This is a genomic window from Candidatus Tisiphia endosymbiont of Hybos culiciformis, from assembly GCF_964030975.1.
GTDB lineage: Bacteria > Pseudomonadota > Alphaproteobacteria > Rickettsiales > Rickettsiaceae > Tisiphia.
The window spans coordinates 1870540-1893048 of the sequence record NZ_CAXIQH010000001.1 but is presented as its reverse complement, the minus strand read 5'-3'; the positions used below and the strand labels follow the sequence as shown (position 1 = coordinate 1893048).

Genomic DNA, 22509 nt, shown 5'->3' with positions numbered 1-22509 from the left:
TTAAAAGCTCTTATTTATAACTTAATAATTTAGTCATTGACAGGAAGTAGTAGTTTTTATTAATATCCATAAAATATTATAATAGAGTAATATGAATTTTATGTTATATGACTTCCACAAGATTGCCAATGCTATTGGCACTAGTCTGCATAATGGTTCTATAATAGAGAAGATATCATACAGATTAAAAGACCCTACTTCTACCTTAAAGAAGCTGATAAGAAAGAATATTGATTTTCATCAATTAACTGACCTAGTGGCTTTTAGAATTATAGTTAATAGGCAAGAAGATTGTTACAAAATATTGGATATTATCAATGATCTATACCCTAGCAACTTTGAGAAATATAAAGACTATATTATTAGTCCTAAGCATAATGGTTATAGTTCTCTGCATATCGTGGCTGCCATTGGTACACCCAGTCGTAATGTGGAGATACAGATACGAACCAATCAGATGCATGATATAGCAGAATTTGGTACCGCTAGTCATGATGAATATAAAAAAGCACAAGAAGCAGGAATAGAAGAATTATTTGCTACAAAATTATTTAATGTAGATTCTATTTGTAGAAGCCTAAATAATGCATATAAGCTTTTTGAGCAGTTTAATTGGACTATGCTTGAGTTGGTTGCTTACGAACAAGAAGTCAAAAACCTTTGGCATAATTGTCAAGATAACTTGCAAGAAATACGCAAACAATCATTAGGATAGTAGGCTCTGTGAAGGTATCTAAAGTGACCTAATTTTGGCTCTTTTGTGCTACGAATAGACATGATTTTCTTGAAATATAGTTATGCTCATAGGATTAGGTGATAAAGAACATAACGATTGTAAGTTGTCATTCCCGCGAAGGCGGGAATCTAGATACCTGCTTTCGCAGGTATGACACAAAGTTTGTATCACCTAATTCAATAGGTTTCACTATAGGTACACTATTCCTTCAAAAATCCTATTTATTCTCACTAAAAAATAGCTCAAAATATAGACCAATTAGAAACCTTCGCAGAGCCTAGGTAGCTATTAAGGTATACTTGCAGCAAAACTGCATAACTCTATCTAATTTTTTTGTTAGTATAAAATTTATTTTATAAATTTGGGTTCCTACTATGCAAATACCATCAATTACTATTGAGCAAGTAGCTCAGCAATTTAAAGCCTGGCGTCAAACTAAAACTAACAAGTTTGATCCCATACCAAACCATCTAAAGGAATTAGTTCGCCAGCTACTCCATCACTATTCTTGCAAAGATATAGCCAAACATCTCAATATTAATAAAACAATAATTAGTTCAATTCAACGTATACTTGCAGCAAAACTGCAACAAGATATTAATTTCCTTCCATTTCAACTAGTAAATTCTATAGATAGTCTCCCCGTCAAAAGTCTAGAAGGATAATATATAATATGGTTAGCGGGTAAAAATATCTAGATAATCCATAAGAAAATGCTATAATATTGGCAGAAACCTTATGGATTGTATGAATTATGCCGATAGAAGATATAATAAAATCCCAAAAACAAGGACAGCTTTTTGGTTATAAATTGACCGAAGAATTAAACCCTAATAACAAGTTATATAAATTAAGATCGTTAATAAATTGGACTGTTTTAGAGGAATGGTTATTGACAAATGTTAATATCAAGAAATTTGGTAGGAATCGCAGATGTCACAGGTTATTACTTGGAGTAACTATGCTGCAAGCGATGTATAACCTGTCAGATGCTGCAGCTGAAGAAGAGCTGAGAGAGAACGTATATTGGCAATATTTTTGTGGTTGGGAATATTTGCAGAAAGATGCTGAGATATCAGAAGCTAGGTATACTTGCAGCAAAACTGCATAACTCTATCTAATTTTTTTGTTAGTATAAAATTTATTTTATACATTTGGGTTCCTACTATGCAAATACCATCAATTACTGTTGAGCAAGTAGCTCAGCAATTTAAAGCCTGGCGTCAAACTAAAACTAACAAGTTTGATCCCATACCAAACCATCTAAAGGAATTAGTTCGCCAGCTACTCCATCACTATTCTTGCAAAGATATAGCCAAACATCTCAATATTAATAAAACAATAATTAGTTCAATTCAACAAGCCCATCAACCTTCCCTCAAAACTTCTCCTACCTCAACTTCAAATAAAGTTCTACAACACGATATTAATTTTCTCCCATTTCAACTAGTAAATTCTATAGATACTGATCCTGTGGCTACTCCCAAACAAAATTACTACACTTGCCACATTATTAAGCCAAATGGTACCAAGCTTATTATTCAAACACTAGAGCTAAAAACCATAATTCAAACATTTCTATGCTGCAACTAACCCCTCAGTCAGTTATTTTTGTTGCCACTATTGCCATCGACTTTCGTAAGGGTATCGATGGTTTAATAGCTGTTTGCAGACAAAAACTTTCTTCCAACCCTCTTAATGGTTCCTTGTTTTTATTCTATAATAAAAACAGAACTGCCATTAAAATTTTGTCCTTTGACGGTCAAGGCTTTTGGTTATGCTCTAAACGCCTATCCAAAGGTAAATTTACGGCAAAACTTTCCCCATCTGATAATTCATCTTATCAGATTTGTTATAGAACCTTACACATTCTTATTCATAATGGCGATCCTAGTTCTGCCAAACTCTCCAATGATTGGCTTCCTGTCATTTAAGCTGCCGTCTCGATTAATTCCGTATTATTTATATATCTTGCATAGGCAAAAGGTGTATAATTCGTAGGATGCTTCTTTGCTTTGCTACTCTGCTCTTGCAGCCAATTTAAATATTTAAATGCATTGATCCCGTTCTCACTACAAGTCTTTACTATACTATACAGACCACTATGTATCTCAGCACTATTGATTGTTTTAAAGAATAATGAATTCTTCCTTTGTAAAATAATGGTACGTAGTGACCTCTCAGCCCAATTATTATCAAGACTGCTAACTGGAATTTTCAAAAATTGCGTCAAACCTTCTTTATTATTTAACCAATATTTCATAGCTTGCCCAAACCTACTATTAGGCTCAACTTTCTTGTCGTTAAATAATTCGTCTATTTTGTTATATATGTTTTCTATATATTTACTGCTATGTTCCTGATGGTACTTCAGCTTTTCCTCAAGGCTCATCTCTTTACATTGATGTTCATTATGGTAAATCCCACCAGTTTGTTTGAGAAAATATCCGCATTCTTCAGGATAGTATGGTTCATTATCTGTAAATTTCCTCTGTCCATGTGATAAACAGTTGATCATAATTATTATTGCTAGTAATTCTTTATCTGCTTCTGATAATACTGGGTTATTATTGTTACTTGCATCAGTCATTAAATGAATAGAATCAGTCCTATTCTTACGATTCTTTAGTACGTTACCAATATTTTCCCCGCCATGCTTATTACCGGTAAAATATAAAACTATCACCTCATTATTGGCAGTCTTAGCACATATAGTAGTGGTATAACAGCTGCGTCCTTTCTTATTTTGAGTACGTAATTTTTTATTGGCTACAGTAATTTCTAAAATTCTAGCTCTAGTATCATCAAGATTCAGTGAGCTACATTCGGCAGCCATTTCCAATAATACCCTGTAAATTTCAGCTCCACCACCTTCTTGCCAAACATCTAAATATTGTTGCCACAACGAGCTATATGATACAGGAACCCCGCTTAAACTTTGCAACCTAGATAAACGATAGAAGGGAGTACCGTAGGTCTTTTGTAACACTATTGCACTTTTGCTACTATTTGTCCATTTGTTGATATTCTTATTGTTCATAACTGTATAATCGCAAGCATTACAGCGTAACGTTTTCTTTACATATCTGTTGACTGTAATTGGAGCATTACCTGTAAATTGTAGCAATTTTCTAGCTTCACTATTATAGAGTTTACCATTATCACAGTGAGGACAGCTATCACCACTACAAAAATTCTCAGGAGCTAAATAGCTGGTATTTGCATCCTGATAATCATCAAATCCATATTTACCTTGCCAATTACTGCGATCTCTCTTCTTGGACTCATCGTACTCTTCTTCATTACCACCATTCTTATTATCAGATTCACTCGGTGGTTCTTTTAATGAATCTGAACTATCTTTTTTTTGTTATCTGCCTTAAAACCAATCATCATCTCCTTAAGCTTATTTATACTGATGTTTGATGATGCTAGCTTGTCTATTAGTTCGTTACAAAATTTCACAAGTTCTATCACCGCTTGCTGATCATCTCCTGTTAATGAACTTGCCTTAATATGTTGTATTAGTTCTTCTCGTTCCTCAGCACTTAAGGTCGCTACTTTTGGCTTTTTCATTTTGATTCATTCATTACGTTTAATAATTGAAATGTTATAGTATAACTGATAGTTTTTCAACCAGTTTTTTTACTAATCGGTGATATTTGCATAGTAGGAACCCAAATTTATAAAATAAATTCATACTACCAAAAAAATTTAATAGAGTTATGCAGTTTTGCTGCAAGTATACCTATTAAGTAGCTATACTTTATTGTCTTGTTGCCATTTCCTTTGTTTAGGCTATAAAGTAATCTTTAACTATAAATAAAGGCGATAAAATAATGATATTTATGAAACCAAAAAACGTAAGCTCAACAGTTGTGGGGGGGCTGTCTATCATTGGACGGATTGTGGGAGCAATAGGAGAAGGGCTTGGATATTTTACTACCCCCTATAATGATACCACTAATGTTGTATCGGTAAATAATCAAACTGAGGAAGAAAAAGTATTATCTTGGACTCAACCTACAGGAGCGTCAATGGCTGCTTTGGTAGTTGTCGTAGCTATTGTTGGTTGTTTATACAAGATATGCTTTTATCAGGAGGTAGGCGATAGCAAAACTGACTCTACGGAGAAATCTTTATCTGACCGTCAGGAATATAATGAACAGGAAAGCATAAATATTTCTATGGTCAACTTGCAGTTAACTGACCATGATAGTAATTACGACTCTTTGTTATCTATACCACAAACTAGTCGTAATTATCCGGATATAGTAATTTCTCATATTATACCTAACTTGCAGTCAGACTCAGGGGTATCTAACCATAGTAATGGTGAAGAATCTTTGATAGATAGTATATCAGCAAGTCAAGAAGCAGATTTGATGGGTGTAATATATAACTAACTAACCTGAGCAGTACTACTTCGTCATCACGAGGAGCCGCAAAGAGGCGATGCGGCAATCCAGCAATTATACCAACAAAAATCAAGCTGTTTATTTGGATCATCACGCCACTTCATGGCTCGTGATGACGGACATTCGTTTCTATAACCTAATGCTTTCTATCATTAGTTACGATTTTTAAACTGCCCTGGAGGAACTTATTAAAAATTAAGTTGAATATAAACTATTAACAATATAATATAGGAGCGTTGAAATTAGATAAGATAAAATGATTAATATTACTTTTCCAGATGGATCGCAAAAGCAATTTACAAAAAATATTACAGGGCTGGAGATAGCTAGTCAAATCTCTACTTCTCTAGCAAAAGATGCTTTGGTTATTGAGGTAAATAATGAGCTAAAGGACTTAAGTTTGCCTATAGAATCTGATTGTAATTTGAGGATTTTAACCTATAAAGATTCTGAATGCTTAGAGGTAATACGTCATGATGCTGCTCATATAACGGCGGAAGCAGTTAAAGAATTATTTCCAAATGTCCAAGTGACCATAGGTCCAGCTATCGAAAATGGCTTTTTTTATGATTTTGCCAAGGAGCAACCTTTTTCATCGGAAGATTTGCTGAAGATAGAAGCAAAAATGCATGAGATTGTTAAAAGAAATGAGAAAATTACTAGAGAAGTATGGAACCGTGATCAAGCCATAGAATTCTTTAAATCAATTGGTGAACATTATAAAGCCGAGATAATTTCAGAAATTTCAGCAAGTGAGGATATTACCTTATACCGGCAAGGTAATTTTATTGATCTGTGCCGTGGTCCACATGCTCCATCAACTGGCTTCATTAAACATTTTAAATTAATGAAAGTGGCAGGTGCATATTGGCGAGGTGATAGCAAAAATCCTATGCTACAAAGAATCTATGGTACAGCTTGGGCGACAAAAGAGCAGTTAGACAATTATCTTTATATGCTTGAAGAGGCAGAGAAACGTGATCATAGGAAATTAGGTCGGGAACTTGATTTATTCCACTTGCAGGAAGAAGCTCAAGGTATGGTATTTTGGCATGATAAGGGCTGGAGTATATATCGTACTATTGAACAATATATCAGAAATAAAATCAGAAAAATGGGATATATTGAGGTAAAAACTCCTGTACTTGCTGATAAAAGTTTATGGGAAGCTTCTGGTCATTGGGAGAAATTTAGAGAAGACATGTTTGCTCTAAATCTTGCTGATGATAAAACACTAGCCATGAAACCGATGAATTGCCCATGTCATGTGCAGATTTTTAAGCAGGGTATCAAAAGTTATCGAGACTTACCATTACGTATGTCTGAATTTGGCTTATGTCATAGAAATGAAGCATCTGGTGCACTGCATGGCTTGATGAGAGTAAGGGCTTTTCAGCAAGATGATGCCCATATTTTCTGCACTGAGGAACAAATTAACAGTGAGACAGTAAAATTTTGTAACCTTTTAACTGAGATTTATAAAGATTTTGGTTTTTCTGATATTAAAATTAAATTCTCAGATCGCCCTAAGGTGCGGGCTGGCAGTGATGAAGTTTGGGATAAAGCTGAAAATTCCCTAAAAAATGCTGTAAAAGAAGCTGGTTATTCTTACATACTAAATCCTGGTGATGGTGCATTTTATGGACCAAAGCTAGATTTCTGCCTTAAAGATTCAATCGGTAGAGAATGGCAATGTGGTACTCTACAAGTTGATTTTGTTCTGCCGGAGCGTCTTGATGCTCACTATATTGCAGCAAACGGTGAGAAAAAAAGACCAGTAATGTTGCATAGGGCTGCTCTTGGTTCTTTTGAACGGTTTATTGGAATATTAATTGAAGAATATGCAGGACGCTTCCCTTTATGGTTAGCTCCTGTGCAAGTAGCTATTGCCACCATCACTAGCGATTTAAATGATTATGCAGTTGAGGTGCATAAATTATTGGTTAGTGAAGGCATAAGGTCAGATATTGATATTTCACCTGAAAAGATTAATTATAAAATACGTTGTTTTTCTAATGATAAAGTACCTATAATAGCTGTTGTTGGTAAACAAGAAATGGCAAATAATACTGTGACTATAAGACAACTGGGATCTGAACAACAAGAAATTATTTCTTTACAAAATCTAGTAAAGCTTGTGAAAGATCAGAATACCCGCTATTTAACGTAAGTGGTATCTTGAATAGTTGAGGGTATAGCTAACTTGATTAGTATTACACCAAATTCACAGACGTCATTGCGAGGAGCTACTTTAGTAGCGACGAAGCAATCCATAAAAGTGATTAGAAATGGATTGCAACTACACTCACGTGGTCTCGCTAATAGACGAGAGTAATGCTAATCGGGTTAATTATATGCTCAATTTGAGTGATAATACAATTTTATTTTAACAATAATTATGGAGAAGTTTTATTTCTGGAGTTAAGAATAGTAATTTTCCGAAGGCTAATAGGGAAATTAGGGCTAGTCAAGTTCGTTTAGTCGGTGAGAATGGTGAGATGCTTGGCATCGTCAGTATCAAGGAAGCTTTGGAGTACGCTGAAAAGGTTGCTTTAGATTTGGTGGAAATTTCACCAAATGCTGAACCTCCTGTCTGTAAAGTTTTAAATTTTGGTAAGTTTAAATATGATAGTAAAAAGCGTGTCCAAGACTCCAGAAAAAAACAAAAAGTTGTTGTTCTTAAAGAAATGAAGTTTAAACCAAATATTAGTCAGGGTGATTTCGATGTAAAACTTCGTAAAATCAAAGACTTTTTGAAGGAAGGTGATAAAGTAAAAATCTCCTTATGGTTCAAAGGTAGAGAGATTATCCATAACGATATTGGTATGAAGTTGTTTGACCGCATATTGTTAGAACTAGAGGGGGTAGCTAAGATTGATTCTGCTCCTAAAATGGAAGGTAAACAGATAATTATGTTAGTCAGCCCTAATACCGTAAAAATACCAACGAACTAATTAGAACTAAATATTATGCCAATTAAGATTCTTATGCCTGCTCTATCCCCAACTATGACTGAAGGGAATATTGCTAAATGGCTAAAAAAAGAAGGAGATAAGGTTGTCCCAGGGGATGTTATAGCAGAAATAGAGACAGATAAAGCTACTATGGAAGTGGAAGCTGTAGAAGAAGGGACTTTTGCTAAAATAATTGTACCACAAGGTACAGAGAATGTAGCCGTCAATTCACTTATCGCTGTATTACTTGAAGATGGTGAAGATATAAGCTTATTGGATAGTTTTATAGCAAGTAGTGATAATGTTTCTAAATCAGCTGAAAAGCCAGTAACATTGATAGAAGAAAGTAAACCAGTTAATATAAGTCAAGAAAAAGACACTGAGAGGGCTTCTAATAGAGTGTATGCCTCGCCTTTGGCTAGAAGATTGGCAGCTATTGATCATATCGATTTGTCAAATATTCAAGGTAGTGGACCACATGGCAGAATAATTAAAAAAGATGTATTATCCTACTTAGTGCAACCAACAAATAGTGGTAAGATTGGGGCGGTGAACAGAAATCACGAGGAGTACAGATCAGTTCCCAATAATAATATCCGTAAAATCATCGCTAAACGTTTGCTTGAATCTAAACAAACCATCCCGCATTTCTATCTTTCAATAGAATGTAATATGGACAAGCTATTTGATATTAGAGAAGATATCAATAAATCGCTTATGGAAGAGAGTAAAATTAGAATTTCTGTCAATGATTTTGTTATTTTAGCAGTAGCCAAAGCTCTAAAAGTTGTACCGGAAGCAAATGCCAGTTGGGATGAATCTGCTATTCGATACTATAATAATGTTGATGTATCAGTTGCTGTAGCAGTCGATAATGGTCTTATAACACCTGTCGTCAGAAATGCTGATCAAAAAGATTTGGTGACATTATCACGCGAATTACAAACTCTTATAAAAAAAGCCCGGGATAATAAATTAACTCCTGAAGAATTTCAAGGAGGAGGGTTTTCCGTCTCTAACCTAGGTATGTACGGTGTTAAGAACTTTAATGCTATAATAAATCCACCACAAAGCTGTATCCTAGCAATAGGAGCCAGCTCAAAACGTCCAATTGTTGACAATGATCAGATAAAAGTTGCTACTATCATGGATGTTACTCTTTCTTCTGATCACAGAGTTGTTGATGGGGCTGTTGGGGCTAAATTTCTAGCTTCATTCAAAAAATTTATAGAGAGTCCTGCGTTGATGCTTATATAGTTAACCTGATTAGCATTTATCCATAGTAAACTAAGTCATTGCAAGGAGTGCGTAAGCACTACGAAGCAATGTTAAGTTGTCATTCTTAGCAACGGCGGGAACTAGATACCTGCGTTCGCAGGTATGACACAAAATAGGGATTGCTTCGTTGCTACTAAAGTGGCTCCTCGCAATGACAACATTTTGCTATGAGTAAACTAATCGGGTTAGCTATAGATAATTAATTGATTTGCACCATATCCTCTCACCATAACTTAAAACTTAAATTATAGAATAAATTATGAGCTTTTCTGATAATCTAGCCAAAATCTTAAATAAATATGAGGAATTATCGAAAAAACTAACTACTGGTTTAGTCGGAGAAGAATTTATAAAAGCCTCAAAGGAATATGCTGGGCTAGAGCCAATTGTTCAAACAATTAATGAATATAATAAGTCTACATCCGAATTACGCGATATCAAAGAAATGGCACAAGAATCAGATTTAGACCATGATACACAATCGATGATATATGATGAAATACATCGTTTAGAAGCCCTAATGCCCAAACTAGAAAGGGCAGTAAAACTCTCTTTGTTACCAAAAGACGAAGCTGATACAAAAAATGCTATTATTGAGGTAAGAGCTGGTAGCGGTGGAGAAGAAGCCGCTTTATTTGCTGCAACTTTATTTAATATGTATCACAGATATGCCGAATTAAAAAGCTGGCGTTTTGAAATATTATCAATCTCAGATACTGGTATTGGTGGGTATAAAGAAGCGTCAGCACTAATTCAAGGACGAGATGTGTTTTCCAAACTTAAATTTGAATCAGGTGTACACCGAGTGCAAAGAGTTCCTGAAACTGAGTCAAGTGGTAGGATACATACTTCTGCGGCTACCGTTGCTGTCTTGCCTGAAGCAGAGGATGTCGATGTTAAAATCGATGACAAAGATTTACGAATTGACACATATCGGGCATCTGGTGCTGGCGGACAACATGTCAATACCACCGAATCAGCGGTAAGGATTACCCATTTACCAACTGGTATTGTCGTTGCCTTGCAAGATGAAAAATCACAGCATAAAAATAAAGCTAAAGCTATGAAAATTCTTCGTTCTAGAGTTTATGAAGCAGAGCGATACAAAAAAGATATGGAAAGAGCCGAAGTGCGTAAAGGTCAAGTTGGTTCTGGTGACAGATCGGAAAGAATCCGTACCTATAACTTTCCACAAGGCAGAGTTTCTGACCATAGAATTAACTTAACTCTCTATAAAATAGAAGATGTGGTAAAAAACGGGCAGTTAGACGAATTTATTGAAGCTTTAATATCGGCTGATGAGGCAAAAAAACTTTCGGAAGTTTAAAGATATAGCTAGTCCGTATACTTGCAGCAAAACTGCATAACTCTATCTAATTTTTTTGTTAGTATAAAATTTATTTTATAAATTTGGGTTCCTACTATGCAAATACCATCAATTACTATTGAGCAAGTAGCTCAGCAATTTAAAGCCTGGCGTCAAACTAAAACTAACAAGTTTGATCCCATACCAAACCATCTAAAGGAATTAGTTCGCCAGCTACTCCATCACTATTCTTGCAAAGATATAGCCAAACATCTCAATATTAATAAAACAATAATTAGTTCAATTCAACGTATACTTGCAGCAAAACTGCAACAAGATATTAATTTCCTTCCATTTCAACTAGTAAATTCTATAGATAGTCTCCCCGTCAAAAGTCTAGAAGGATAATATATAATATGGTTAGCGGGTAAAAATATCTAGATAATCCATAAGAAAATGCTATAATATTGGCAGAAACCTTATGGATTGTATGAATTATGCCGATAGAAGATATAATAAAATCCCAAAAACAAGGACAGCTTTTTGGTTATAAATTGACCGAAGAATTAAACCCTAATAACAAGTTATATAAATTAAGATCGTTAATAAATTGGACTGTTTTAGAGGAATGGTTATTGACAAATGTTAATATCAAGAAATTTGGTAGGAATCGCAGATGTCACAGGTTATTACTTGGAGTAACTATGCTGCAAGCGATGTATAACCTGTCAGATGCTGCAGCTGAAGAAGAGCTGAGAGAGAACGTATATTGGCAATATTTTTGTGGTTGGGAATATTTGCAGAAAGATGCTGAGATATCAGAAGCTAGTATACGAAGGTTTCGTGCTATATTAGGGGAAGAAGGATATAATGAGATATTAAAAGAATTAACAAGAATTGGTTGCAAAGTCGGAGTGCTTAAAAAAAAAGACTTAGCATCGATAATCGTTGATACTACAGTACAAATTAAGAATATTAAGTATCCTCATGATGTGTATTTGATGGATAAGGCAAGAATAGAGCTAGTAAAGTTATGTCATACTTTAGGCATTAAGTTACATGAGACATATGCCAAGCAATATAAAAAAGACATAGTAAAATTATGGAAATATAAGGATAATAGTAAAGCCAAAAAACGTAAGAAGGTAATGCAACATTTAAAGATATTGCTGGGTCGTTTAATAAGAATATGTCAGCGAGAAATAGCAAAAACAAAGTTAAGTTTGTCATTAAAGCAGCAAGAAATACTAAATAAGATTAAAAAGATTCAGGCACAATCTATACTGAGTAAAGCAGAGAAAGGTATACTTGCAGCAAAACTGCATAACTCTATCTAATTTTTTGGCTCTGTCCAGAAAAGTGTGTAAATTTCGAGATAGGTTATATATAAAAATATAACAAAAAAGGAAATTACATGAATAAAAAAACAAATGAATCAATAAAGCAAGCAGTAGATTTATTAATAGATAATGATACAGATGTAAGCACAATACTGAAAGAAGGAGGATTATTAAAAGAATTGACCAAACGCTTGATAGAGAAGGCATTGCAGTCAGAATTGAATAATCATCTAGGCTATGATAAATACAGTCGTGTAGATAATGATAATGCTCGTAATGGTATAACTAGCAAAAAACTGATCTCCGAACATGGAGCGGTTGAGATAGAAGTACCAAGAGATAGGCGTAGTACCTTTGAACCAGCAATACTACCGAAAAGACAAAAACGTTTTGATGGTTTTGATGATAAAGTCTTATCATTATATGCTAAAGGTATGAGTGTATCTGATATTAAGGTTCAATTACAAGAGTTGTATAGTGTTGAAATAAGTGAGAGTTTAATCAGTCAGATCACCGATGATGTAATGGATGATGTAAAAGCTTGGCAGAGTAGACCGTTAGAAGAGATATATCCGATAGTATTTTTTGATTGTTTAGTAGTAAAAGTTAGGCAAGACAAAAGGATAATTAACAAGGCAATATATGTTGCATTAGGGATTGATTTATCTGGTAGAAAAGATATATTGGGATTATGGATCAGTGAAAATGAAGGGGCAAAATTTTGGCTTGGTAATTTTACTGAAATGAAAAATAGAGGATTAAAGGATATACTGATTGCCTGTAGTGATAATCTTACTGGTATGTCTGAGGCGATAGAAGCAGTTTATCCAAAAACAGAACATCAATTATGTATTGTACATCAGATTAGAAATAGTTTAAAATACGTATCATATAAAGATAGGAAGCAGGTGGCTAGCGATTTAAAGCCGATATATACTGCAGCAACGGAAGAACAAGCACATTTAGCTTTAGTATATTTTGAAGAAAAATGGAATAAACAATATCCACAAATTGCCAAATCATGGTATAATCATTGGGATAATTTAATGATTTTTCTAGGATATCCAGAGGCAATTAGAAAGGTAATTTATACCACTAATTCAGTTGAATCTGTTAATAGTCAATTGCGTAAAGTAACAAATAATAAGCGTGTTTTCCCTAGTGATAGTGCTGTTTTTAAAAGCTTATATTTGACAATTGACTATATGACCAAAAAATGGACTATGCCTATTCCCAACTGGAATGAAGCTATGGCTCATTTGATGATCAAATTTGAAGATAGGCTTAACAAAATTTAATGACCTATTTTGGAAATTTACACACTTTTCTGGACAGAGCCAATTTTTTTGTTAGTATAAAATTTATTTTATACATTTGGGTTCCTACTATGCAAATACCATCAATTACTGTTGAGCAAGTAGCTCAGCAATTTAAAGCCTGGCGTCAAACTAAAACTAACAAGTTTGATCCCATACCAAACCATCTAAAGGAATTAGTTCGCCAGCTACTCCATCACTATTCTTGCAAAGATATAGCCAAACATCTCAATATTAATAAAACAATAATTAGTTCAATTCAACAAGCCCATCAACCTTCCCTCAAAACTTCTCCTACCTCAACTTCAAATAAAGTTCTACAACACGATATTAATTTTCTCCCATTTCAACTAGTAAATTCTATAGATACTGATCCTGTGGCTACTCCCAAACAAAATTACTACACTTGCCACATTATTAAGCCAAATGGTACCAAGCTTATTATTCAAACACTAGAGCTAAAAACCATAATTCAAACATTTCTATGCTGCAACTAACCCCTCAGTCAGTTATTTTTGTTGCCACTATTGCCATCGACTTTCGTAAGGGTATCGATGGTTTAATAGCTGTTTGCAGACAAAAACTTTCTTCCAACCCTCTTAATGGTTCCTTGTTTTTATTCTATAATAAAAACAGAACTGCCATTAAAATTTTGTCCTTTGACGGTCAAGGCTTTTGGTTATGCTCTAAACGCCTATCCAAAGGTAAATTTACGGCAAAACTTTCCCCATCTGATAATTCATCTTATCAGATTTGTTATAGAACCTTACACATTCTTATTCATAATGGCGATCCTAGTTCTGCCAAACTCTCCAATGATTGGCTTCCTGTCATTTAAGCTGCCGTCTCGATTAATTCCGTATTATTTATATATCTTGCATAGGCAAAAGGTGTATAATTCGTAGGATGCTTCTTTGCTTTGCTACTCTGCTCTTGCAGCCAATTTAAATATTTAAATGCATTGATCCCGTTCTCACTACAAGTCTTTACTATACTATACAGACCACTATGTATCTCAGCACTATTGATTGTTTTAAAGAATAATGAATTCTTCCTTTGTAAAATAATGGTACGTAGTGACCTCTCAGCCCAATTATTATCAAGACTGCTAACTGGAATTTTCAAAAATTGCGTCAAACCTTCTTTATTATTTAACCAATATTTCATAGCTTGCCCAAACCTACTATTAGGCTCAACTTTCTTGTCGTTAAATAATTCGTCTATTTTGTTATATATGTTTTCTATATATTTACTGCTATGTTCCTGATGGTACTTCAGCTTTTCCTCAAGGCTCATCTCTTTACATTGATGTTCATTATGGTAAATCCCACCAGTTTGTTTGAGAAAATATCCGCATTCTTCAGGATAGTATGGTTCATTATCTGTAAATTTCCTCTGTCCATGTGATAAACAGTTGATCATAATTATTATTGCTAGTAATTCTTTATCTGCTTCTGATAATACTGGGTTATTATTGTTACTTGCATCAGTCATTAAATGAATAGAATCAGTCCTATTCTTACGATTCTTTAGTACGTTACCAATATTTTCCCCGCCATGCTTATTACCGGTAAAATATAAAACTATCACCTCATTATTGGCAGTCTTAGCACATATAGTAGTGGTATAACAGCTGCGTCCTTTCTTATTTTGAGTACGTAATTTTTTATTGGCTACAGTAATTTCTAAAATTCTAGCTCTAGTATCATCAAGATTCAGTGAGCTACATTCGGCAGCCATTTCCAATAATACCCTGTAAATTTCAGCTCCACCACCTTCTTGCCAAACATCTAAATATTGTTGCCACAACGAGCTATATGATACAGGAACCCCGCTTAAACTTTGCAACCTAGATAAACGATAGAAGGGAGTACCGTAGGTCTTTTGTAACACTATTGCACTTTTGCTACTATTTGTCCATTTGTTGATATTCTTATTGTTCATAACTGTATAATCGCAAGCATTACAGCGTAACGTTTTCTTTACATATCTGTTGACTGTAATTGGAGCATTACCTGTAAATTGTAGCAATTTTCTAGCTTCACTATTATAGAGTTTACCATTATCACAGTGAGGACAGCTATCACCACTACAAAAATTCTCAGGAGCTAAATAGCTGGTATTTGCATCCTGATAATCATCAAATCCATATTTACCTTGCCAATTACTGCGATCTCTCTTCTTGGACTCATCGTACTCTTCTTCATTACCACCATTCTTATTATCAGATTCACTCGGTGGTTCTTTTAATGAATCTGAACTATCTTTTTTTTGTTATCTGCCTTAAAACCAATCATCATCTCCTTAAGCTTATTTATACTGATGTTTGATGATGCTAGCTTGTCTATTAGTTCGTTACAAAATTTCACAAGTTCTATCACCGCTTGCTGATCATCTCCTGTTAATGAACTTGCCTTAATATGTTGTATTAGTTCTTCTCGTTCCTCAGCACTTAAGGTCGCTACTTTTGGCTTTTTCATTTTGATTCATTCATTACGTTTAATAATTGAAATGTTATAGTATAACTGATAGTTTTTCAACCAGTTTTTTTACTAATCGGTGATATTTGCATAGTAGGAACCCAAATTTATAAAATAAATTCATACTACCAAAAAAATTTAATAGAGTTATGCAGTTTTGCTGCAAGTATACGCTAGTCCCCCCGTCAAAAGTCTAAAGATACAACATCTGCTATGTTTAAACAAAAAGGATGTCATTCCTGCGTAGGCAAGAATCTATAATATCTCAGGGTTTTTTGTCGACTATTTTAGATAGTCTCCCCGTCAAAAGTGCAAAAAATTAAAAAATTAGCAGCTTAGCAAAAAATTTTTTGTATAAAATTTTAGAGTTTAATTCTTTTGATGTAAATTTTTAATATAAAAAGATGATTTCTAGAAATTTTTTGCACGATGATTTGTTAACGATTTTGTAATCGTTTGATTAATTTTCTTTTATTGAGTCATTTTTATGTAGAAAAATTTGTTTTGAGCAGGTGATTAGCAATACACCGTAAGTTCAATCCTACAGCGGAAATTAACGGATTTATTATATCTCCTATTACTCCTTTTAAGTAATTTCTGCCAACTCTACCATAATGCTTAAGGTGTCCTATTATCGGCTCTATAGCACTTCTTCTCTTGATCATTGCCTTATCATCTGAGGATAGCTTCTTCTTGCAATATGGGCTATACACCTTGTCTTTTTCTTTAAAATTATTCCCCTTATAGCCTAAATCAACAAATGTCCTGGCTATTCCCACTCCTGTTAATTTCTTTACAACCTCTACAGTCTGCGATAATGTATGACCATCATATGGATTGCCATGAAATGATTTGGCCGCTAATACAAAATTACCTCGACCACTTACTGCTATCGAAACCTTGTTACCAAACTCATAGGGTTTGTTTAATTTCCCTTTACCTATGCACTCTACCTCCGGTGCGTGAAAACTATATAATACTTTATTATCCTCCTTATATCGCTCTTTCTCTGCTTTACTCAGTATAGATTGTGCCTGAATCTTTTTAATCTTATTTAGTATTTCTTGCTGCTTTAATGACAAACTTAACTTTGTTTTTGCTATTTCTCGCTGACATATTCTTATTAAACGACCCAGCAATATCTTTAAATGTTGCATTACCTTCTTACGTTTTTTGGCTTTACTATTATCCTTATATTTCCATAATTTTACTATGTCTTTTTTATATTGCTTGGCATATGTCTCATGTAACTTAATGCCTAAAGTATGACATAACTTTACTAGCTCTATTCTTGCCTTATCCATCAAATACACATCATGAGGATACTTAATATTCTTAATTTGTACTGTAGTATCAACGATTATCGATGCTAAGTCTTTTTTTTTAAGCACTCCGACTTTGCAACCAATTCTTGTTAATTCTTTTAATATCTCATTATATCCTTCTTCCCCTAATATAGCACGAAACCTTCGTATACTAGCTTCTGATATCTCAGCATCTTTCTGCAAATATTCCCAACCACAAAAATATTGCCAATATACGTTCTCTCTCAGCTCTTCTTCAGCTGCAGCATCTGACAGGTTATACATCGCTTGCAGCATAGTTACTCCAAGTAATAACCTGTGACATCTGCGATTCCTACCAAATTTCTTGATATTAACATTTGTCAATAACCATTCCTCTAAAACAGTCCAATTTATTAACGATCTTAATTTATATAACTTGTTATTAGGGTTTAATTCTTCGGTCAATTTATAACCAAAAAGCTGTCCTTGTTTTTGGGATTTTATTATATCTTCTATCGGCATAATTCATACAATCCATAAGGTTTCTGCCAATATTATAGCATTTTCTTATGGATTATCTAGATATTTTTACCCGCTAACCATATTATATATTATCCTTCTAGACTTTTGACGGGGAGACTAGATATAGTTATGCTCATAGGATTAGGTGATAAAGAACATAACGATTGTAAGTTGTCATTCCCGCGAAGGCGGGAATCTAGATACCTGCTTTCGCAGGTATGACACAAAGTTTGTATCACCTAATTCAATAGGTTTCACTATATCATAGTTTTGGCAGCTTTTATGCCAGAATTCTTAGCATCTTTTGGATCGGAAATTTCACTATGAAAAACTATTTTACTACCGTCAAAATTGGCAAGCATAAACTCTGTGTGAATAACCTTATCAGCTATACTCAAATCATTTAAGTATATATATGTTGAATAAGCAGCTATAGGGGTTCTACAATCTGCATCTAAATATTCTAAGAATGCTCTTCCCGCCTGCATTAGCTCCCATGTTTCAAGATGGTTAATTTTATTACATATTTCCTGCATTTTGTGATCATTTTTTCTTATCTCTATTGCTATAACCCCTTGTCCTACAGATGGTAACATCTCTTTTGTATCTATTAAGTGGCAATATTGTGCATCAAATAGCCCCAATCTTTTCAAACCACTATAAGCTAGAATGGTCGCATCAACATCACCTTGCATTAATTTCTTTATTCTTGAATCAACATTTCCTCTAAAAGTGACAATTTGTAAATCAGGTCTTTTTCTTTGTATTAGGACTTTTCTACGTACTGAAGATGTACCAACTTTGCTGGCAAAAGGCAATTCTTCTATTGATTTATAGTTCAAGCAGATAAATACGTCTCGAGCATCTTCTCTCTCAAGTACGGCACATATCATCAATTCTGACGGTATTTTGCAAGGTATATCTTTTAAAGAATGTACAGCTAAGTCAATTTCTTCGTTTATAAGAGCAGTTTCTATTTCTTTTAAGAATAAAGCCTTACCACCTATGTCATACAAATTTTTATCCTTAATCAAATCACCAGAGGTAACTATTGGTACTATTTCATAATTTATCTGTGGATAATGAATTTTAATTTGCTCAATTACTAAATCTGTCTGAATCAAAGCCAGAGGGCTTCTCCTAGTGCCTATTTTTATTACCTTCTTCATTGTGGTCAGTATGTTATATTAACTACGACATCACCATTCTTTAAAACTTGATTTGTTAATGAAAATTCCTCGACAAATTCTATTTTATGAGAAGATGTAACATTTTTAAGGTCTATCGTTAAATCATTAGGAAGTTTTTCTCCTATAATTTCTAGTACCTTAATATCAGCTTTGACTGACAGATTCTTTTCTGCTTTAGCTTTTCTAACCAAATCTAGTATTTTAATAAGTCTATCAGGCTGAATTTGCTCTACCGGGAAAGATAAATTTTTGATTTGAGACCAATTACCCCGTGTATGTATAGATTTTTTACTATATAAAATTTGCCAAATTTCTTCTGTTATATGTGGCAAGAAAGGGGCTAATAATTTGAGTAAAATTTTTATTGAATGATATAAGGTTATTATAGCACTATATTGCCCTTTATTATCTGAGCCATCCATATTATAAGCCCGGGTTTTAGTGATTTCCAGGTAATTATCACAAAATATTGACCAAAAAAACTTTTCTATCAAGTCCATAGCATTGGTATATTCATAGTTTTGCATATCTGATTCAACTTTGCTTACTAACTCAAATAGCTTCACTATTAACCATTGGTCAAACTTGTGGCAAATTTTGTTTTCTATATCAGAAATTTGGGTGTCTTTATCTAATGGGTCTAATTTATCAAAATGAATAGCTGCAAATTTACAAGCATTCCATAATTTATTAACAAGCCTCTTACCATTTTTCATTACATCTTCAGAGTAAACAGTGTCTGCCCCAAGCCTAGATTTAGAAGTCCAATAACGCATGACATCAGCACCGTATTGCTCTAGCAATTTTTGTGGTACAATAATATTTCCTTTAGATTTTGACATTTTGCTACGATCGAATGCAAGGCACCATCCACTAATCATAATGTTTTTCCAAGGCAGGGTATTTTCATGCAGCTGGGCTTTAAGTATTGTATAAAAAGCCCATGTCCTGATAATTTCATGAGCTTGCGGACGTAAGTCAGCTGGAAATAATTTGTGGTGACGCTCAGCATCTACGTTAAACTTTTCAGATATACCGTGACTACTTAATTGTGGTGAGATTGCACTGGTAGCCCAAGTATCCATAACGTCATAATCTGGCTCTATTTCTTCTCGCGAATAGCCAATTGGTAAATCTTGGGTGGGGTCTACTGGCAATTGTGTTATATCTGGAAATATAGCTTTGCCTACTTCACCAATTCTTTTCGAATACCAGACAGGGAATGGCACACCAAAATAGCGTTGACGACTTATACACCAATCCCATGATAGGCTATTTATCCAGTTCTCAAGCCTAATTTTCATATTCTGGGGATACCAATTAATCTCATTTGCCCGTTGCATTAAAATATCTTTATGTTTTATCGTGCGAACAAACCATTGGGGTGTTGTAAGTATCTCTAGTGGTGCACCTGAACGTTCAGCACATTTTACTGTTTGAGTAATTTCTACTTGTTTAACTAATAAATTTTTCTCTTTTAAAACTTCTATAATTTTACTTCTAGCGTCTTTTATTTTTAAACCATTTATCTGATTATAAGAGAAGGAATTTGATAATTCGGCTGGGAAATTTATCATACCTTTTTTATCTATAATAATTTTCATAGGTAAATTATGAGTTCTCCACCAAATTATGTCGGTTGTGTCACCAAAAGTACAACACATAACAAGCCCGGTTCCTTTATCTATTTGAACTAACTCATCTGCTAGAATAGGTACTTTAACATCAAATAGCGGTGTTATGGCAAATTGACCTTGTAGTTGTTTATATCTATCATCATTCGGGTTATAAAAGATCGCAACGCAAGCTGGTAGCAGTTCTGGTCTAGTGGTAGCAATAATAATCTTCTCACCCTGATTGGTCTGAAAAATTATATCATTCATCATTGAAGTTTTTTCTTGGTCTTCGATGTCAGCTTGTGCTAAAGCCGTTTGATCAACTGGATCCCACAACATTGGTTGATTATTGCGGTAAATTTCTCCTTTATCGACTAAGTCTAAAAATGACATTTGTGATATTTTTTGTGATAACGGATTAATTGTCTGATACTCTAAAGTCCAATCAACCGATAAAGCCATTTGATTAAATAATGAGCGAAATTTTTCTTCCTCAGAAATAACGACTTCTTTACATATTTCAATAAATTGCTCTCTTGCCATACTAGCTGCTTTTAGCTGCTTTTGTTTTTCAACTAAACGTTCGGTAGGCAAGCCATTATCATCAAAACCGATTGGATAAAAAATATTTTTACCTAGCATCCGTTTAAAACGGACGATGAAATCTGCCTGAGTATAGCTATAAACATGCCCTATATGCAGCTGTCCTGAGACTGTTGGTGGTGGAGTATCTACTACAAAACTATTTTCTCTTGTTTCATTTTTATCCCAAAGATAAATTTTTTGTTCTTGCCAAAATTGTTGCCATTTTCTTTCGCTTTCACTAAAGCTATAATCTTTTGGAAATTCGGTCATAATAATATCCTAATTATATAGGGAGTGTTGCTAACTAACCTGAATTCGATATATAGCTAACTCTGGTTAGCATTACGCCGTCATTGCGAAGAGACCGAAGGTCGACTAAGCAATCCATAAAAGTGACCAAAAATGGATTGCTTCGTTACCACTAAAGTGCCTCCTCGCAATGACGTTTGTGAGTTTGGTATAATACTAATCGAGTTAGCTATAACAAGTTATGCCAAATTCGGTTATATTTGTGAATATAGCAGATTTTTATGATCCACTAATAGCAATATCATTATTTTTGTGGTACTGCTCATTTTTTTAACCGAGATATATCATAAATTAATAGTAATGCCAAATAAATTTCTCCTAAGTCTTAGTTTAATGAGGCTGCAAAATCCTACTGGCTATTTGCTGGTATTTTTCTCAGCATGCTTTGGGACACTTCTTAACAATATTGCCATATATAGTTTGCTAAAATTACTATTCTTATTCTTTATCGGAAGTATCATTACCAGGGGAGCTGGTAGTGTGCTTAACGATATTTTTGACAAAGATTTTGATAAACATGTTTTACGAACAAAAAATAGACCTTTAGCTAATGGAGCATTGAATGTAAGTGACGCGATGATTTTGTTAACTATATTATCAATTATTTCCTTGACCATTTTATTGTCATTAAATAAAACTGCAATTTGCTTAGGGTTCTTTTCCTTTATCTTGATCGTTTTATATCCGCTAATGAAGAGAATTACTTTCTTCCCGCAAATATTTCTAGGATTAACATTTAATGCAGTGTTGATTGGCAATAGTGCGGTAACTGATAAAATATCAATAGAAGCTGTTATTATGTATATTGCCTGCTGTTTTTGGACTATCGGTTATGATACTATTTATGGTTTTATGGATATAGAGGACGATAAAAAGATTAATGTCAAATCAATGCCAATATTGTTAGAAAAGAAAAATTATAAACTGCATTTATATGTTTATTATACCGTTTTTATAATATTATTCATAGTTGCTAACATTATAGCGACCCATCACCTTAATTATATAGCTATCCTTTGTGCTTATATGATGCTGATTTGGCAGGTAGTAACATTAGAAATTTCAGAACCACAAAACTGCCTTATTAGATTTAAAAATAACAATTATGTTGGCTTGATTTTGGTCTTGGGTTCGTTAGACTTAACTATAGTATAATTTTAAATATTTTACACA

The 22509-nt window shown here is 33.8% G+C and carries 26 protein-coding genes; 19 read left to right on the top strand and 7 right to left on the bottom strand.

Annotated features, from left to right (window positions below; all coding sequences use genetic code 11):
- Positions 1–91: 91 nt before the first annotated feature.
- From ACQH2P_RS10255 to tnpB (ACQH2P_RS10230), 6 genes are all read left to right on the top strand, one after another.
- A complete protein-coding gene (locus ACQH2P_RS10255; protein ID WP_425364006.1) occupies positions 92–715 on the top strand; it encodes a nucleotidyltransferase family protein in 624 nt (207 codons plus the stop codon).
- A gap of 98 nt (positions 716–813) precedes the next feature.
- Positions 814–1017 (top strand): hypothetical protein, encoded by a 204-nt coding sequence (locus tag ACQH2P_RS10250; RefSeq protein ID WP_425364005.1) that lies wholly within the window; start codon positions 814–816, stop codon positions 1015–1017.
- Between the two features lie 93 nt (positions 1018–1110).
- On the top strand, positions 1111–1401 hold the full coding sequence (locus tag ACQH2P_RS10245; RefSeq protein WP_425362654.1) for a hypothetical protein: 291 nt from the start codon (positions 1111–1113) through the stop codon (positions 1399–1401).
- Positions 1402–1490: 89 nt separating this feature from the next.
- Entirely contained in the window at positions 1491–1847 is a 357-nt protein-coding gene (locus tag ACQH2P_RS10240) for a transposase (RefSeq protein WP_425362711.1), read from the top strand.
- Between the two features lie 56 nt (positions 1848–1903).
- Complete coding sequence (locus ACQH2P_RS10235) at positions 1904–2329, top strand: hypothetical protein (protein WP_425362592.1); 426 nt, start codon at positions 1904–1906, stop codon at positions 2327–2329.
- Entirely contained in the window at positions 2317–2670 is a 354-nt protein-coding gene (gene tnpB, locus ACQH2P_RS10230; protein ID WP_425362591.1) for an IS66 family insertion sequence element accessory protein TnpB, read from the top strand. Before ACQH2P_RS10235 ends, tnpB (ACQH2P_RS10230) begins: the two co-directional genes overlap by 13 nt.
- Here the strand turns inward: tnpB (ACQH2P_RS10230) and ACQH2P_RS10225 are convergent.
- Together ACQH2P_RS10225 and ACQH2P_RS10220 are read right to left on the bottom strand one after the other, a co-directional pair.
- On the bottom strand, positions 2667–3776 hold the full coding sequence (locus ACQH2P_RS10225; RefSeq protein WP_425362590.1) for an IS66 family transposase: 1110 nt from the start codon (positions 3774–3776) through the stop codon (positions 2667–2669). The two genes, tnpB (ACQH2P_RS10230) and ACQH2P_RS10225, sit on opposite strands and share 4 nt — an antisense overlap.
- Positions 3777–4078: 302 nt before the next feature.
- On the bottom strand, positions 4079–4312 hold the full coding sequence (locus tag ACQH2P_RS10220; protein ID WP_425362589.1) for a hypothetical protein: 234 nt from the start codon (positions 4310–4312) through the stop codon (positions 4079–4081).
- A gap of 263 nt (positions 4313–4575) precedes the next feature.
- Between ACQH2P_RS10220 and ACQH2P_RS10215 the strand changes: the two genes are divergently transcribed.
- The 11 genes from ACQH2P_RS10215 (at position 4576) to tnpB (ACQH2P_RS10165) (ending at position 14186) form a co-directional block, all read left to right on the top strand.
- Positions 4576–5142: a hypothetical protein gene (locus ACQH2P_RS10215; protein ID WP_425364004.1), complete on the top strand. Its 567-nt coding sequence runs from the start codon at positions 4576–4578 to the stop codon at positions 5140–5142.
- A gap of 268 nt (positions 5143–5410) precedes the next feature.
- Complete coding sequence (gene thrS, locus ACQH2P_RS10210; RefSeq protein ID WP_425364003.1) at positions 5411–7324, top strand: threonine--tRNA ligase; 1914 nt, start codon at positions 5411–5413, stop codon at positions 7322–7324.
- A gap of 33 nt (positions 7325–7357) precedes the next feature.
- Positions 7358–7489 carry a hypothetical protein gene (locus tag ACQH2P_RS10205; protein ID WP_425364002.1) on the top strand — a complete coding sequence of 44 codons (132 nt, stop codon included), beginning with the start codon at positions 7358–7360 and terminating at the stop codon, positions 7487–7489.
- A 76-nt stretch (positions 7490–7565) separates the two neighbouring features.
- Positions 7566–8108, top strand: a complete 543-nt coding sequence (infC, locus tag ACQH2P_RS10200; RefSeq protein ID WP_425364160.1) for a translation initiation factor IF-3 — start codon at positions 7566–7568, stop codon at positions 8106–8108.
- 15 nt (positions 8109–8123) lie between these two features.
- The gene (locus tag ACQH2P_RS10195; RefSeq protein WP_425364001.1) at positions 8124–9365 is read left to right on the top strand and encodes a pyruvate dehydrogenase complex dihydrolipoamide acetyltransferase; all 1242 of its coding nucleotides are present in this window, start codon (positions 8124–8126) and stop codon (positions 9363–9365) included.
- A gap of 280 nt (positions 9366–9645) precedes the next feature.
- Positions 9646–10713, top strand: a complete 1068-nt coding sequence (gene prfA / locus ACQH2P_RS10190; protein ID WP_425364000.1) for a peptide chain release factor 1 — start codon at positions 9646–9648, stop codon at positions 10711–10713.
- 96 nt (positions 10714–10809) lie between these two features.
- A complete protein-coding gene (locus ACQH2P_RS10185; RefSeq protein ID WP_425362654.1) occupies positions 10810–11100 on the top strand; it encodes a hypothetical protein in 291 nt (96 codons plus the stop codon).
- A gap of 89 nt (positions 11101–11189) precedes the next feature.
- Positions 11190–12029, top strand: coding sequence for a transposase (locus ACQH2P_RS10180; RefSeq protein ID WP_425362653.1), 840 nt, complete (start codon positions 11190–11192; stop codon positions 12027–12029).
- Between the two features lie 77 nt (positions 12030–12106).
- Positions 12107–13330, top strand: a complete 1224-nt coding sequence (locus ACQH2P_RS10175) for an IS256 family transposase (RefSeq protein WP_425362497.1) — start codon at positions 12107–12109, stop codon at positions 13328–13330.
- Positions 13331–13419: 89 nt separating this feature from the next.
- On the top strand, positions 13420–13845 hold the full coding sequence (locus tag ACQH2P_RS10170) for a hypothetical protein (RefSeq protein ID WP_425362592.1): 426 nt from the start codon (positions 13420–13422) through the stop codon (positions 13843–13845).
- Positions 13833–14186, top strand: coding sequence for an IS66 family insertion sequence element accessory protein TnpB (gene tnpB, locus ACQH2P_RS10165; RefSeq protein ID WP_425362591.1), 354 nt, complete (start codon positions 13833–13835; stop codon positions 14184–14186). Before ACQH2P_RS10170 ends, tnpB (ACQH2P_RS10165) begins: the two co-directional genes overlap by 13 nt.
- Here tnpB (ACQH2P_RS10165) and ACQH2P_RS10160 read toward each other — a convergent pair.
- The 3 genes from ACQH2P_RS10160 to ACQH2P_RS10150 form a co-directional block, all read right to left on the bottom strand.
- Entirely contained in the window at positions 14183–15292 is a 1110-nt protein-coding gene (locus ACQH2P_RS10160; protein WP_425362590.1) for an IS66 family transposase, read from the bottom strand. The genes tnpB (ACQH2P_RS10165) and ACQH2P_RS10160 overlap by 4 nt on opposite strands.
- 302 nt (positions 15293–15594) lie before the next feature.
- Positions 15595–15828: a hypothetical protein gene (locus tag ACQH2P_RS10155; RefSeq protein ID WP_425362589.1), complete on the bottom strand. Its 234-nt coding sequence runs from the start codon at positions 15826–15828 to the stop codon at positions 15595–15597.
- Between the two features lie 485 nt (positions 15829–16313).
- Positions 16314–17636: an IS5 family transposase gene (locus ACQH2P_RS10150; RefSeq protein ID WP_425362593.1), complete on the bottom strand. Its 1323-nt coding sequence runs from the start codon at positions 17634–17636 to the stop codon at positions 16314–16316.
- 145 nt (positions 17637–17781) lie between these two features.
- Between ACQH2P_RS10150 and ACQH2P_RS10145 the strand changes: the two genes are divergently transcribed.
- Complete coding sequence (locus tag ACQH2P_RS10145; RefSeq protein ID WP_425363802.1) at positions 17782–17904, top strand: hypothetical protein; 123 nt, start codon at positions 17782–17784, stop codon at positions 17902–17904.
- On the opposite strand, the gene hemC is transcribed toward ACQH2P_RS10145, so the two are convergent.
- Positions 17894–18805 (bottom strand): hydroxymethylbilane synthase, encoded by a 912-nt coding sequence (hemC, locus tag ACQH2P_RS10140; RefSeq protein WP_425363999.1) that lies wholly within the window; start codon positions 18803–18805, stop codon positions 17894–17896. The genes ACQH2P_RS10145 and hemC overlap by 11 nt on opposite strands.
- A 5-nt stretch (positions 18806–18810) precedes the next feature.
- Positions 18811–21297, bottom strand: coding sequence for a valine--tRNA ligase (locus ACQH2P_RS10135; RefSeq protein ID WP_425363998.1), 2487 nt, complete (start codon positions 21295–21297; stop codon positions 18811–18813).
- A 333-nt stretch (positions 21298–21630) separates the two neighbouring features.
- On the opposite strand from ACQH2P_RS10135, the gene ubiA reads away from it, so the two are divergent.
- Positions 21631–22491 carry a 4-hydroxybenzoate octaprenyltransferase gene (gene ubiA / locus ACQH2P_RS10130; protein WP_425364159.1) on the top strand — a complete coding sequence of 287 codons (861 nt, stop codon included), beginning with the start codon at positions 21631–21633 and terminating at the stop codon, positions 22489–22491.
- The last annotated feature ends 18 nt before the right edge of the window (positions 22492–22509 follow it).

Excerpts from the sequence above, each read along its gene's own strand:
- ACQH2P_RS10220 (WP_425362589.1), bottom strand. The coding sequence starts at position 4,312 with ATGAAAAAGCCAAAAGTAGCGACCTTAAGTGCTGAGGAACGAGAAGAA.
- ACQH2P_RS10185 (WP_425362654.1), top strand. The coding sequence starts at position 10,810 with ATGCAAATACCATCAATTACTATTGAGCAAGTAGCTCAGCAATTTAAA.
- ACQH2P_RS10225 (WP_425362590.1), bottom strand. The coding sequence starts at position 3,776 with ATGAACAATAAGAATATCAACAAATGGACAAATAGTAGCAAAAGTGCA.
- ACQH2P_RS10195 (WP_425364001.1), top strand. The coding sequence starts at position 8,124 with ATGCCAATTAAGATTCTTATGCCTGCTCTATCCCCAACTATGACTGAA.
- ACQH2P_RS10240 (WP_425362711.1), top strand. The coding sequence starts at position 1,491 with ATGCCGATAGAAGATATAATAAAATCCCAAAAACAAGGACAGCTTTTT.
- ACQH2P_RS10150 (WP_425362593.1), bottom strand. The coding sequence starts at position 17,636 with ATGCCGATAGAAGATATAATAAAATCCCAAAAACAAGGACAGCTTTTT.
- ACQH2P_RS10255 (WP_425364006.1), top strand. The coding sequence starts at position 92 with ATGAATTTTATGTTATATGACTTCCACAAGATTGCCAATGCTATTGGC.
- ACQH2P_RS10245 (WP_425362654.1), top strand. The coding sequence starts at position 1,111 with ATGCAAATACCATCAATTACTATTGAGCAAGTAGCTCAGCAATTTAAA.
- prfA (WP_425364000.1), top strand. The coding sequence starts at position 9,646 with ATGAGCTTTTCTGATAATCTAGCCAAAATCTTAAATAAATATGAGGAA.
- ACQH2P_RS10135 (WP_425363998.1), bottom strand. The coding sequence starts at position 21,297 with ATGACCGAATTTCCAAAAGATTATAGCTTTAGTGAAAGCGAAAGAAAA.
- ACQH2P_RS10175 (WP_425362497.1), top strand. The coding sequence starts at position 12,107 with ATGAATAAAAAAACAAATGAATCAATAAAGCAAGCAGTAGATTTATTA.
- tnpB (WP_425362591.1), top strand. The coding sequence starts at position 13,833 with ATGCTGCAACTAACCCCTCAGTCAGTTATTTTTGTTGCCACTATTGCC.
- ACQH2P_RS10215 (WP_425364004.1), top strand. The coding sequence starts at position 4,576 with ATGATATTTATGAAACCAAAAAACGTAAGCTCAACAGTTGTGGGGGGG.
- ACQH2P_RS10180 (WP_425362653.1), top strand. The coding sequence starts at position 11,190 with ATGCCGATAGAAGATATAATAAAATCCCAAAAACAAGGACAGCTTTTT.
- ACQH2P_RS10170 (WP_425362592.1), top strand. The coding sequence starts at position 13,420 with ATGCAAATACCATCAATTACTGTTGAGCAAGTAGCTCAGCAATTTAAA.
- ACQH2P_RS10160 (WP_425362590.1), bottom strand. The coding sequence starts at position 15,292 with ATGAACAATAAGAATATCAACAAATGGACAAATAGTAGCAAAAGTGCA.
- hemC (WP_425363999.1), bottom strand. The coding sequence starts at position 18,805 with ATGAAGAAGGTAATAAAAATAGGCACTAGGAGAAGCCCTCTGGCTTTG.
- thrS (WP_425364003.1), top strand. The coding sequence starts at position 5,411 with ATGATTAATATTACTTTTCCAGATGGATCGCAAAAGCAATTTACAAAA.
- ACQH2P_RS10155 (WP_425362589.1), bottom strand. The coding sequence starts at position 15,828 with ATGAAAAAGCCAAAAGTAGCGACCTTAAGTGCTGAGGAACGAGAAGAA.
- tnpB (WP_425362591.1), top strand. The coding sequence starts at position 2,317 with ATGCTGCAACTAACCCCTCAGTCAGTTATTTTTGTTGCCACTATTGCC.
- ACQH2P_RS10235 (WP_425362592.1), top strand. The coding sequence starts at position 1,904 with ATGCAAATACCATCAATTACTGTTGAGCAAGTAGCTCAGCAATTTAAA.